At 57.2% G+C, this 12,921-nt stretch carries 7 protein-coding genes and 1 pseudogene; 6 read left to right on the top strand and 2 right to left on the bottom strand.

All coding sequences use genetic code 11. The annotated features are described in order from the left end of the window. The first annotated feature begins 33 nt into the window (after positions 1 to 33). The 6 genes and pseudogenes from DFP98_RS03850 (at position 34) to DFP98_RS03825 (ending at position 11,304) form a co-directional block, all read left to right on the top strand. On the top strand, positions 34 to 1,341 hold the full coding sequence (locus DFP98_RS03850) for an ABC transporter substrate-binding protein (protein WP_116059231.1): 1,308 nt from the start codon (positions 34 to 36) through the stop codon (positions 1,339 to 1,341). Between the two features lie 2 nt (positions 1,342 to 1,343). Continuing rightward, positions 1,344 to 2,036 (top strand): hypothetical protein, encoded by a 693-nt coding sequence (locus DFP98_RS03845; protein ID WP_116059230.1) that lies wholly within the window; start codon positions 1,344 to 1,346, stop codon positions 2,034 to 2,036. 14 nt (positions 2,037 to 2,050) lie between these two features. Beyond that, on the top strand, positions 2,051 to 2,965 hold the full coding sequence (locus DFP98_RS03840; RefSeq protein ID WP_116059229.1) for a carbohydrate ABC transporter permease: 915 nt from the start codon (positions 2,051 to 2,053) through the stop codon (positions 2,963 to 2,965). Then, positions 2,949 to 3,812 carry a carbohydrate ABC transporter permease gene (locus DFP98_RS03835; protein WP_116059228.1) on the top strand — a complete coding sequence of 288 codons (864 nt, stop codon included), beginning with the start codon at positions 2,949 to 2,951 and terminating at the stop codon, positions 3,810 to 3,812. Before DFP98_RS03840 ends, DFP98_RS03835 begins: the two co-directional genes overlap by 17 nt. 18 nt (positions 3,813 to 3,830) lie before the next feature. After that, positions 3,831 to 5,174 (top strand): annotated as a pseudogene (locus DFP98_RS03830) (FAD-dependent oxidoreductase); the annotation flags it as partial. A gap of 211 nt (positions 5,175 to 5,385) precedes the next feature. Beyond that, entirely contained in the window at positions 5,386 to 11,304 is a 5,919-nt protein-coding gene (locus tag DFP98_RS03825) for a discoidin domain-containing protein (RefSeq protein ID WP_181917471.1), read from the top strand. 109 nt (positions 11,305 to 11,413) lie between these two features. Here the strand turns inward: DFP98_RS03825 and DFP98_RS38885 are convergent, their stop codons facing one another. Together DFP98_RS38885 and yhbH are read right to left on the bottom strand one after the other, a co-directional pair. Further along, the gene (locus DFP98_RS38885) at positions 11,414 to 11,590 is read right to left on the bottom strand and encodes a hypothetical protein (protein WP_181917470.1); all 177 of its coding nucleotides are present in this window, start codon (positions 11,588 to 11,590) and stop codon (positions 11,414 to 11,416) included. A gap of 64 nt (positions 11,591 to 11,654) precedes the next feature. Further along, the gene (yhbH, locus tag DFP98_RS03820) at positions 11,655 to 12,800 is read right to left on the bottom strand and encodes a sporulation protein YhbH (RefSeq protein ID WP_116059225.1); all 1,146 of its coding nucleotides are present in this window, start codon (positions 12,798 to 12,800) and stop codon (positions 11,655 to 11,657) included. Between the last annotated feature and the right edge of the window lie 121 nt (positions 12,801 to 12,921).

The following is a 12,921-nucleotide window of genomic DNA, read 5'->3' as shown; positions in this document are numbered from 1 at the left end:
ATCGGTTCATTACTCATTCCAAGGGGGATTTATATGAAAAGAGCAAAGCTGCCGATTTCGTTGGCACTATTGGCTGCGTTTGCAGTCGGCTGCAGCAATTCGGGTTCGGGCACCGTCTCGGAGGGCGGAGCAAGCGGCAGTCCGGAGCAAAAAGGAGAAGTCGAGCTGAAGTTCATGATGTGGGGCAACCAGGCCCATATGGACGTATATAACAAGCTGATCGACGGCTTTCAGAAGGACAATCCGGGTATCCGCGTCACGATGGAATCGGTTCCTTTTGCCGACTATCAACAGAAAATATCGGTGCTTGCCGCAGGGAAATCGCTGCCGGACGTCGCTTGGGTGTCCGAGCGGATGGTTCCGCAATTCAAGGAAAACGGCATTCTCGGCGACGTATCGGAATTCAAGGACGACGCGGAGTTTAAGCTGGACGACTACATTCCGAGCACGCTCGATTTGTTCCGCGAAGGCGACAAGCTGCTAGGGCTGCCGTTCTCCACGCCGCCGGTCGTTATGTTCTACAACAAGACGCTGTTCGACAAGGCCGGGCTGACCGATCCGAACACGCTGGCCAAGGAAGGGAAATGGACATGGGCGGAGTTCGAGAAATCCGCGCAGGCTGTCGCCAGCAAGGATGCGCAAAACCGCGTATACGGCGCGAACTTCTTCCGCGATTGGAAAACGTGGGTGACGCTGTCCTCCTACTCCTGGTCCAACGGCAGCGGTCCGTTTAACAAAGAGATTACGGAATTCACGTGGAACGACCAATATGGGGTGGAGACGTTCCAGATGCTGGAGCGGATGATGTTTACGGACGAATCGCATCCGAAGGCGGGCGAGCAGGTCAGCTTCGACGCCGGCAACGTAGCCATGTTCTTCGACGTGTATAGCTACGTGTCCAAGGCGAGAGAGATCAAAGATTTCGAATGGAGCATCGCGCCGACGCCGTCCGGTTCGCAGGGAAGTGTGCCGATGCTGGGCCAGGCCGGCTACGCGATGTTCACGGACAGCAAGCATCCGGAGGAAGCGAAGAAGCTGCTGAAATATTTCGCCAGCCAGGAAGGCATCCAGGCGACCTCGACTTATTTCGTGCCTCCGCGCACAACGGTGCTGAACTCCGACGAGTTCATCAACCAGCCGAACAACCCGAGCAAGGAGCACATTCTTCAAGCCGTTATCGACGAGATGCCGAAGGCGCGCATTCTTCCGGGACACGTCCGCTGGACGAACATCGACAACGCGATTCTGCAGGGCTTCGATCGTCTGTTCGGCAAAGTGATGCCGGCGGAGGAGAATTTGAAGAAAATCGCCGAAGAAGTCAATGCGCTGATGGTGAATTAAAGATGGCAGGACTGCAGAACAGTTTGCAGGCGCGGAAGCTTACGCTCGTCGTAAGCCTCCCCGCCAATGACGCTAAGTTGGCCCGCGCGGCGCTGGAGGAAGGCGCCGACGGCTTGAAGGTGCATATGAACGTCGGACATCGGGCCAGCGGCAACCGCTTCGGCTCGCTGGACGAATACGAGAATACGTTTCGCGAAATTCGGTCGCTGTTCGAAGGGCCGCTCGGCATCGTCCCGGCCGGAGGCGCTGAAGAGGCGAAGCCGGAGGAGATTGGGCGACTGTCTCCGCTAGGCTTCGACTTCTATTCGATCTATGCGCACCATCTTCCGTCCTTCATGCTGCACGAAACCGGATTGGATCGGACGTTTGCGGTGAACGAGTTTTCCGATCTCGCCCTGTTGTCTTCGGCAAGCCGTTACGGCTTTACTGCGGTCGAAGCTTCGATTGTTCCGGGCGACGAGTACGGGACTCCGCTAACCTTCGCGGACGTGCTGAAATATCGGAGCGTCGTTGAGCGGGCGGGAATTCCGGTGTTGCTGCCCTCGCAGCGCAAGCTTGTTCCGGACGACGTTCGCGTGCTGGGAGACACAGGTATCAAGGCGATTATGCTCGGGGCGATCGTTGTCGGCAAGACGGAGGAAACGATGCGCAGAGCGGTGGCGGATTTCCGCGCCGCGATCGACAGATGGAACTGACAGGCGGTGAACCGATGAGCGGGAAAAAAACAAAGAAAATAAAAGGGCCGTTGGCCCGCGAAGCGCAAATTACCGGATGGCTGTTTATTTCTCCGATGGTAATCGGTTTTACGCTTCTGCTGCTGTTCCCGATGGGGCTGGCGCTGTATATGAGCTTTACGGATTGGCCGCTGCTAGGCAGCCATAACTACATCGGTATCGACAACTACCGGCACATTATGAACGACGCCCTGTTCTGGCAGGTGCTCGGCAATACCGTCTATTTTACGGTCGGACTTGTGCCGCTGAATATTGTGCTCGCGCTATTGCTCGCGCTGCTGCTGGCCAGAAGCATGCGGGGCATCGGGCTGTTTCGCACCGCGATTTTCGTTCCGGTCATGACCTCGCTGATCGTCTGGTCGATTGTGTGGAAATACATGTTCGCGACCGACTCGGGCTTGATCAACCAGCTTCTGACCGCGCTGCACATTCAAGGCCCCGCCTGGCTGTACGACACGAAGCTGGCGATGCCGGCCGTGATCGTGACAAGCGTGCTGAAAAACGTCGGCCTGAACATGGTGCTCTTCATCGCGGCGCTTCAGCAGGTGCCCGCATCGCTCTACGAAGCAGCCAAGCTGGACGGCGCAAGCCGGACGCGGTCCTTTTTCAACGTAACGCTGCCGATGATTACGCCTACGATTTTTCTTACGGTCGTGATGACCGTCATCGGCTCGCTGAAGGTGTTCGGGCAAATTTTCGTCATGACACAGGGCGGACCGAGCAATAGCACGAAGGTGCTTGTCTACTACATTTGGGAGAAGGCGTTTAAGCTGTTCCAGCTCGGCTACGCGTCGGCGCTTGCCTTCGTCCTGTTCTTCGTCGTGCTCGTGCTGACGTTGGTGCAGTGGCAGCTTAGAAAGAGGTGGGTATTTAATGAAAGCGACGCATAACGGTTCCGCGGGGATTTGGCGCAAATCGCTTGGCACGGCGGGCATCTATGCGGCTCTCGGCGCAATCTCACTCGTGATGATGGTTCCGTTCATATGGATGATCTCGACCTCCTTCAAGGAGCCGAATGAGGTGTTCAAATACCCGCCGCAGCTGATCCCTTCGACGTTCCGATTCGAGAACTACGCGGATGTGTTCAAGCTGATCCCGTTCGAATGGTTTTACTTCAACAGCGTCTATATCGCCGCGCTTGTCGTGGGCGGCACGGTGCTGTTTGCGTCCTTGGCAGGCTACGCTTTCGCAAGAATCCCGTTTACGGGCAGGAACGCCGTATTCCTCGTGCTGCTCAGCGCGATGATGATTCCGCACGAGGTAACGGCGATTCCGATGTTCCTGTTTATGCGCGAGATCGGATGGATCGATACGCATTTGCCGTTGATCCTGCTGCCGATCTTCGGGGCGGGCGGAGTGTTCGGCATCTTCGTGATGCGGCAGTTTTTCATCACGGTTCCGAAGGAGCTGGAGGAAGCCGCGATGATCGACGGCTGCAGCCGGCTGCGCATTTACGCGCGGATTATGCTGCCAATCGCCAAGCCGGGACTGGCGACGCTGACGATTTTTACGTTCGTGACCAACTGGAACGAATTTTTCGATCCGCTTATCTTCATTAATACGCGCAGCCTGATGACGCTTCCGCTTGGCTTGTCGCTGTTCACGGACGAGGTCGGGACGGCGTGGCATCATCTGATGAGCGCGACGGTGATGGCGACGGTGCCGCTGCTGATTATTTTCTTCCTGGCGCAGCGTCAATTCATCGAAGGCGTAGCCATGACAGGATTAAAAGAATAGAAGGAACGGAGTTGGCATCAGGTGATGAAGAAGATTGAGGCGGACGTGATCGTCGTCGGCGGAGGACCTGCGGGAATCGTCGCGGCGATCGCCGCCGGGCGGCAAGGCATAAAGACGGTGCTCGTGGAGAGGTACGGCTTTGTCGGCGGCATGTCCACGGCGGCGATGGTATATCCGTGGATGACGTTCCACGCGGACAGCGGGGAGCAGGTCATTCGCGGCATCGCGCAGGAGATCGTCGATCGGCTGATCGAGCGCGGCGGTTCGCCCGGCCACCTTCGGGATACGGTCGGCTTCGTGCATACGGTCACGCCGTATCATCCCGAAATCTATCAGGTCGTGGCGGTAGAGATGCTGCGGGAAGCCGGCGTCGAGCTGTATCTGCACAGCTTCGTGGACGAGGTGGAGGCAGCGGACGGCACGATCCGCTCGGTGCGGATTACGACGAAGTCGGGGAAAATAGAGCTGGCGGGACGGATATTCGTGGATGCGAGCGGAGACGCGGACGTCGCGTATTTGTCCGGCGCCGAGACGTTGAAGGGGCGCGACGGCGACTCCCAAGCGCAGCCGATGACGATGAAATTCCGCATGCGGGGCGTCGATCTGGAGCAGATCAAGGCGTATATGCTGGCGAATCCCGATAACTTCTATAAGAAGACGCCGATCGACGAGCTGCCCGGCTTGCCCTTGACGGGCATCAGCGGTTTTTACTCCGAGTGGCAGGCGTCGGGCGTCCCGATCAACCGCGATCAGGTGCTGCTGTTTACCGGTCCGGCGGACGACGAGGTGCTTGTCAACTGCACGAGAGTGCAGGGACTCGACGGCACGCAGGTGGAAGATTTGACCCGCGCGGAGGAGGAAGGGCGCAAGCAGGTGCTGCTGATGGCCGAGTTTCTGAAGCGGGACGTGCCGGGCTTCGCTCGCGCGTCCGTATCGGCCGTCGGCACGCAGATCGGCATCCGCGAGACGCGGCGCATCGTCGGTCTGTACGCGCTAACGAAGGAGGACGTCGTCGCCGGCAGGAAATTCGAGGATGCGATCGCTCGCAGCGGCTATCCGATCGACATCCACGATCCATCCGGGAAAGGCGTGACCGCCTCCTGGATCGCGGGCGACGGTACCTACGACATTCCGTATCGCTGTCTAGTGTCGCGGAACGCCAGCAATTTGCTGGCGGCGGGCAGATGCATTTCCACGACGCACGAAGCGCTTGCCACAACGCGGCTTACGCCGAGCTGCATGGCGACCGGTCAGGCTGCCGGTACGGCCGCCGCTCTGGCCGTTCTCGACGGCGTAACGCCGGCCGAAGTGAACGTCGCGCGTCTGCGAGAGGCATTGATTCAGGAGAAGGCGTATCTTTAATAGGTGAAAAATCCCCCCGAAACGCAGCGCTGCGCTTCGCGGGGATTTTTGTATGCGCGGGGACGTTTGTTGGGCGGAGCAGCTCCGGCGCTTTTCTATTTGATGAATTTTTAGACGGGATTTTCGTAGATTTTGAATGGTTCCGAGAGCCGATTCGGCCTATATTCGGATACGTAAGCGAAAAATATTCCAATCGGAGGTGGCATTTACGTTGAGGAAAGGTCGTTACGTATTCAAGTCGTTAGCTTATCTGTTGATTTTCGCGCTGCTGCTAAGCCCGGTTTCTCTCTATGAAAATCGTGCCGCAGCCGCCGATCCCGAGTCTGTGGAATACGATCTGCAGTCGGGCAAGCAGGCGACCGCATCGTCGAGTCAGGCAGAGGGAGACAGCTACGCGCCGGGCAAGGCGATCGACGGAGACGCCGCGACGAGATGGGCTGCGGGCGGTCCGGACAAGCCGCAATGGCTCAAGGTCGATCTGGGGGCGCAATATGAGATTCGTTCCGTGCTGACCGCCTTCGAGTTCAACAACTCGTATTATCAATACGTTATCGAGGTGTCGGATAATGACGAGGACTGGACGAAGATCGCAGACCGTTCGGCCAGCACGGAGCAGCCCGGAACGCAGGGCTACGTGGACGAAGCGGAGACGAATGCGCGATATGTGCGAATTACTGTAACCGACACGCAGTATCCGGTGTGGGTAAGCATTCGCGAGTTTAGGATCAATCCGCAGATGAACGATGTTGTAAGCGCTTCATCGGAATTCGGCCCGGCTTATGCCGCTTCCATGGCTTTCGATGGGGACCCGGCGACCCGCTGGGCGGCGGACGGAAACGAAAAACCGCAGTGGCTGATGGTGCGACTGGCCGATGCGCAGCAAATACGGACCATTGCCACGGCTTTCGAAGCGAATACGGCAGCGATGCAGTACTTGCTCGAAACGTCGTGGGATGGCAGCGATTGGCAGACGTTCGCGGATCGGACGGCCAATGCCGCGCCGCCAGACAGAAACGGCGCTTACTGGGATGAGGGCAACGTTATGGCGAAATATGTGCGGATTACGGTTACGGGAGCGGAAAGCCCGGAGCTGTGGGCGTCGATCTGGGAGCTGACGATTAATCCGGCCGACGGTCCGACCGCAACGGCATCTTCGGAGATGGACGCGACCCATAGCGCGGCCAAGGCGATCGACGGCAGCTCGTCGACAAGATGGTCGCCCGCGGACAGCTCCAAGCCCCAGTGGCTGCTGGTCGATCTGGGCAGCGTACAGCCGATCCGGGCGATAAATACGGAATTCGAATTCAACGACTCCTATTATCAATACCGGATAGAAGGGTCCGACGACCAAGTCGCTTGGACGACTTTTACCGATCGTTCGACTCAGACGCAAGCGCCCGGCGTGTACGGTTATACGGATCGGGGATTCATGGACGCCAGGTATGTCAGAATTACCGTAACCGGCGTGCAGCATGAAGGAATGTGGGTGAGCATCCGGGAATTCAAGATCAATCCGGCATCGGCCGCCAAGGCGGAAAATGACGATCTTTATAACGTGGCTCTCGGTAAAACAGCCACCGCTTCGTCGACGATGAGCGAGGAGTTTGCGCCGGCTTACGCCATGGACGGGAATACGGGCACGACCAGATGGTCTCCCGCCGACCGTGAAGGGCAGCACTGGCTGCAAGTGGATCTCGGTCGCGAATATTATATTCAGCGAACGCTTGCGATCTTCGAATGGCCGGACGTCGTCTATCAATATCGCATAGAAACGTCTCTGGACGGGGAGCAATGGTCGACGTTTGCGGACAAAACGGCGAACGCTTTATCCGGGCCGGCCGGATACATCGACGAGGGCGGAGTTTGGGCGCGGCATGTTCGCATTACCGGAACGGACGACAATTGGAAGAGCTTGTTCGAATTCCAGGTGTTCGGAACGGACAATCTGGCGGCGGGCCGACCGGCGACCGCGTCTTCGGAACAAGACGGGGGTCATGCAGCAGCGCTTGCGTTCGACGGCAGCCGGGAAACGGGATGGAGCGCCGCGGAAGGGGAAGCCGGGCCGCAATGGCTGCAGGTCGATCTGGGCGAGAGCGCGGAGATCGGACGGATCGAAACCTATTTGGACAGCAAGGAAGAGCCTTATCGTTACCGGCTGGACATATCCGACGACGAGACGAATTGGAGCGCATACGCCGATCGCAGCGGCAATACGGTTGCAGGCAATCCCGGATATACCGATAAAGGCATCGCAACCGCTCGCTATGTTCGACTTACGTTCGAGGAATCGGGGCAGCCTCTTGACCAGATTGGCGTGAGAGAGCTTCGCGTCTATGCGCCAGCTGCGGATTCGTATGAGGCAGCGCTGGTTTCAGGCGCTTATGAGTTAAAGGCCGAAGCTCTCCCTGGCGGAAAATTCGGAATCGGCGTTTACAAGGGCGGAGAGCGTATGTACGGGCAACGCCATCCCCAACAGCTGCTCGTTAAAGAAGAGCAGGAGCAGCCGGTTCGCTACGAGGCCGCTTATGACAGCGTCGAAGCGGTCGGAGGGGCGCTGATTCTGCGCGGCATCGTCGGCACGAACTATCGAAGCCTCGTTGCGTTCGAGGATACTTACCGACCCGGAGCTGAACCGGGGGCGTTCGACGTATTGCGCAGCGTGACCGTCGTTAAGGGCGAAGAAGGAGATCAAGGCTATAACACGGTATTCGGCTTGATGCCGGACGCCGAGCAAAACATGGAACAATTCGATATGCTGGCTCCGGGCAACTGGTACGGCAAAAACGATAACGTCGTAAACTCCGCGATCGCTTCCGACTACAGCCACGACTACTTCTACATTCGCGAAATGCGGCTGGCGCTGCCGTTTTTTACGATGCGCAACGATCTGACCGGCGAGACGCTGTCGATTGGGCGTCCGGAAGCAAGCCCAACTTCCGGCGTGGACGAGACGGTCGGGAGCTGGCTGGTGGACGACAGCTTGAATTACGGAAGCTTGGGCATTCATAAGCAAGCTCAACCATCGCTAGATTTTGTTTTCCCTGGGCTGGAAGGAGAAATTAACTACGTCAACCACGGCAAGCCATGGGTATATCGCAGCCATCCCGTGACGACGGGAGCGGAGCAGCAGTATGAGCTGACGCTGAGATTCAGTCAGACCGACAGCTATCCGGAAGCGTTGAACAAGGAATGGCATGCTTTTCTCGAGCTTTTGAATCCGCAGCTTCAGCAGGTGAACGTGCAGGCCGTGTACGACAACGCGATCGATCTGCTTGACGAGTACGCCAGAGAGTATAACGGCATTATGGGGCTGCCGTTTAAAGCAGACGTCCCGGACGGAGAGATCGGTGGCTATGCGATGGTGATGGGTTTCGTCGGACAGCAGCTCCCGGCGGCCTACCAGATGATTCGCTATGCATTAAACGCCGACGATGACAATCTGCTGGACAAAGGCGTTCGGATGGTCGATTTCTGGGCATCGCGCTCAATGACTCCGTCTGGATTGCCGAAAACATGGTTCGAGCCGTTCTGGGGAAGCGAAGGGACGTTTACGAGCGGCGACGCGGATATGAGAACGATGTCGGACGGCATGGAAGGCGCCGTCGACGCTTACCGGGTCATGCAGGAGCATGGGGTAACCAAGTCGGAGTGGCTCGATTTTGCAGCGAGTTTCGGGGACTGGCTCGTCGCCAATCAGAATGACGACGGTTCGTATTACCGAATCTACGGCTTTGACAGCAAGCCGGTGCACACGGGCAAATTTAATACGACGAATCCGATTCGCTTTCTGATCAAGCTATACGGAGCAACCGGGGAGCGGAAGTACCTCGATGCCGCCGAGAAGGCCGGAGACTATGCTTACGCCAACATCTACGAGCCGTCGCTATACGTCGGGGGCACGTCGGACAACAACAATACCATCGACAAGGAAGCCGGCGTCATGGCGATGAACGCTTTTCTGTCCCTATACGATGCGACGAAAGATGCCAAATGGGTGGAAGCTCTGCGAGGGGCGGCCGATTATACCGCGACCTGGACGTTCGCTTGGACGTACGAGACGCCGGCGGGCGGTACGAGATGGGCGGCCAACGGCGATTCCAAGCCGCAGTGGCTGCAGGTCGACCTGGGCGAAGTCAAGGCGATTAGCAGCGTCGAAACTTACATGGAGTACCGGGCGATGGGCTACCAGTATACGATCGATATTTCGGAGGACGGCCATACGTGGACTCGCTATGCGGATCGGTCCAACAATGTGAGCTACGGCAATCCGAGCTACGTCGATTCCGGCAACGCGGACGCTCGTTATGTGCGGCTTAACGTAACGGGAACCGAAGCCGCCGGCGCCTGGGTCAGCGTATGGGAGTTCGTAGTCAAAGACGCGGACGGCAATAATTTGGCGCTCCATAAGCCGACGACGGCATCCTCGAGCGCCAAATCGCCGAAATTCGCCACCGACGGCAATATCGACAGCTCGCCGCTATCGCCGTTCCCGGAGGCCGGCTTGATCGGCCAGAGCTTCGTGGCGACGGGCCATTCTTATGTCGATCAATTTATGGCGTATATGGGCTCCGCCTATTACAGGCTGTATTTGCTTACGAACGACGAAGCCTACTTGCGTTTCGCCAAGCTGCTGCAGAATAACGCGAACTATACGACGGACTGGAAAGGATCGTGGGGCTACGCCTATCCGGGACTCGTCGAAGAAGGGGGCAACGTCACCGAGCTGGTCTACTCCGGTATCGGCGCATGGCTCGTATGGAACTCCGTCGCGCAGTTGGAGCCGTTGTCGCTGCTCGAGGATCGGTTCGGCTCCATGTCGATCGAAGAGATCGAACAGCTCCCGCTTGCGGAACGGCAATTGCGCAACGGGCAATCCCCGACATGCACCGCCGATTGCGGCGGCAATGGCAGCGAAAATGGGGGTAACAACGGCAACAACGGAAACACTGGCAGCAACAGCGGAAATAACCAGGGAAATTCGGCCGGCGAGGCCGGTTCCGGAGGCGACGATTTACTTGCGGCCGAACAACTACTGGACAATCTGCTTGCTTCGCCGGACGCGACAGTCTCGACGCCGATCGGTACCGATGGCGTCTTGAAGCTCCCGGTAAATGCGGGAGGTCAGTTGCAAAAAGCGAGGAAAGCGCTGCAGGTAACATCGGAAGAGGGGGGATCAGTCGTAATTCCCGCATCCGTACTGGCTCAGCTTCATGCAAGCTTGAGCGCGGAGGAGCGGGAAGGAGCGGCAATCGAAATCGTCCTGCGAGCTGCCGGAACGAAGGAGACGGGCGAAAGCAGACGTATTGCCGATGAAGCGGAAGGCTCGGTACTGCAGGGAGACGGCGCGTTGTTCGTTTTGGAATTGCGGGCCATTACCGGAGCGGGACGAATATTCAAGCTGGATCGCTTCGGCGAACCCGTCGTTTTATCGCTGCCTCTGCCGAAAGGGATCGATGCGCGAATCGCCGGCGTATATCGCTTAAACGAAGAGTTGAAAAAATGGGAGTACTCGGGCGGAGACGTCCAAAACGGGCAAATTGCAGCTCAGTTGCTACGCGGCTCTGCCTATGCGGCGCTTGGATGGAACAAAAAATATTCCGATGTGCCCGCAAGTTTCTGGGGAAATGAAGCGATTCGAATTTTGGGAGCCAAGCACATTGCGGAAGGAACGGGCGACAGCTTCGATCCGCAGCGGCCTGTCACGCGAGCAGAGTTCGCGGCGTTACTCGGCAGAGCGCTGCGTTTGCCGGAGCCTCTCGATTCCGGCAAAGTTTTCGACGATGTAGACGGAGGCGTCTGGTACGACAAAGCCGTCGCTACGGCTATTCAAGCCGGTCTTATCCAAGGCGTTGACGATAGTCGCTTCGCGCCGGACAGGGCGATTACACGGGAAGAAATGGCCGTTATCCTCGTCCGCGCCTATGAAAGAAACGGGGGCATTGAACAGCCAGCCTCCGGCACGACAATCCCGGTTGATGCGGCATTCGTCTCCGGGTGGGCCAAGAGCGCGGTGAACAAAGCGATCGCCTCCGGACTGATGGCCGGACGCGGCAGCGGGATATTCGCACCCGCAAAGCCAGGCACGAGAGCGGAAGCCGCCCAAGCGATCTTCAATTTGCTTGGAAAATGACGAAAGCTCGAAGCAAGCTGATTTCCCAACATAAGAAGTGAAATCTCGAAAGAACCTCAATCTCCATTATGCAGTGGAAATTGAGGTTCTTTCGTTTTGGCATGCATTCCTACTTCGACCCTCCGATAAACTTGTTTACGAGCGTGTAGATCGGAGTCGGGTCCAAATCGCTTAAGCCGCTCACGTCAGTCAGGAAGAAGACGAGCAGAAACGGCAGCAAGCCGATCGCGAACACCGCCAAGAATAGGCCGGCCGTCACGCAGCGCATGATTTTCGCCAAAGTCATCCTTACCGCCCCTTTCAGTTGGAAAGCGACCGTCCCTCCGGGAGACGATCGCTTTTTGTTGCAATTAACCCACAGTTTCCCGTTTCCGAAAAAACGTCTTGAGCGCGTTGTAAATCTCGCCCTTCTCTTTAATGATGTAATAGAAAAATTGCTGGTGCTCCAAATGCTTGTAAGCCGACATAAGCGTGCTGCTTCGATTGTACTGATTGACTTCTCCGTAGCCGAACATGTTAGACCGCTCCAGCAGCTCCTTGATCAGCCGCACGCACCGCTCATTGTCGCTCGTCAGGTTATCCCCGTCCGAGAAGTGGAACGGATAAATGTTGTACAACGACGGAGGATAACGGCTGTCGATAATTTCCAGCGCCTTGACGTAAGCGGAAGAGCAGATCGTGCCGCCGCTTTCGCCACGGGTGAAAAACTCCTCCTCCGTTACCTCTTTCGCCTCCGTATGGTGCGCGATAAACACGATATCCACCTTCTCGTACTGGCGGCGCAGAAAGCGGGACATCCAGAAGAAGAACGACCTCGCGCAATATTTTTCGAACGAGCCCATTGAACCGGAAGTGTCCATCATCGCCAGAATGACCGCGTTGTTTTGCGGCTTAACGATTTCCTCCCATGTCTTGAACCGCAGATCGTCTGGGGAGATGCCTCCGATTTCGGCACGGCCGTCCCGCGAGTTGCGGCGCAGATTTTCGAGAATCGTCCGCTTCTTGTCGATGTTGGACATGATGCCTTTACGCCTGACGTCTGTAAACCGCACATCTTTGACTTCGATCTGCTGTTTGTCTTTTTTCTTCAGATAAGGCAGCTCCAGCTCTTCGAACAGCATCGACTCCAGCTCGGCGATGGAAATCTCCGCTTCGACGACGTCGTCTCCCGGATCGGAACCTGCGCCTTCTCCCTTGCCGCCGGCCGGCGTCGGATCGACGCCGAGCACGTCGCCGACCTGGCTGTCCCCGTCTCCCTGTCCGACATGCTTCTTCTTGTTCGTGTTGAAGACGAAGCGGTATTCGTCCAGACTGCGAATCGGAATTTTAATAATTTGGCGCCCATCGGACATGACGATATTCTCTTCGGAGACGAGATCCGGCAAATTCTGCTTGATCGCGTCCCGAACCTTCTGCTGATGACGTGCCTGATCCTGATAACCTTTGCGATGCAGCGACCAGTCTTCCCGGGATAAAATAAACGAGGGATGATTCATGGGCAACCCCCTATCGCTTCGTTGTTTAAGGATGTATTACTCAATATATTCAAGTTCGGCTAAACGATGTGTATGCATATCTCGGACAAGCCGATTTTGGGGCAGAAAGCTCATTTTACCA

Origin of the sequence: Cohnella phaseoli, from assembly GCF_003386235.1 — a bacterium.
Lineage (GTDB): Bacteria > Bacillota > Bacilli > Paenibacillales > Paenibacillaceae > Cohnella > Cohnella phaseoli.
This window is presented reverse-complemented; position numbering and strand designations above follow the sequence as displayed.

Coding starts and splice junctions, on each gene's coding strand:
- DFP98_RS03850 (WP_116059231.1), top strand. CDS start 34: ATGAAAAGAGCAAAGCTGCCGATTTCGTTGGCACTATTGGCTGCGTTT.
- DFP98_RS03845 (WP_116059230.1), top strand. CDS start 1,344: ATGGCAGGACTGCAGAACAGTTTGCAGGCGCGGAAGCTTACGCTCGTC.
- DFP98_RS03840 (WP_116059229.1), top strand. CDS start 2,051: ATGAGCGGGAAAAAAACAAAGAAAATAAAAGGGCCGTTGGCCCGCGAA.
- DFP98_RS03835 (WP_116059228.1), top strand. CDS start 2,949: ATGAAAGCGACGCATAACGGTTCCGCGGGGATTTGGCGCAAATCGCTT.
- DFP98_RS38885 (WP_181917470.1), bottom strand. CDS start 11,590: ATGACTTTGGCGAAAATCATGCGCTGCGTGACGGCCGGCCTATTCTTG.
- yhbH (WP_116059225.1), bottom strand. CDS start 12,800: ATGAATCATCCCTCGTTTATTTTATCCCGGGAAGACTGGTCGCTGCAT.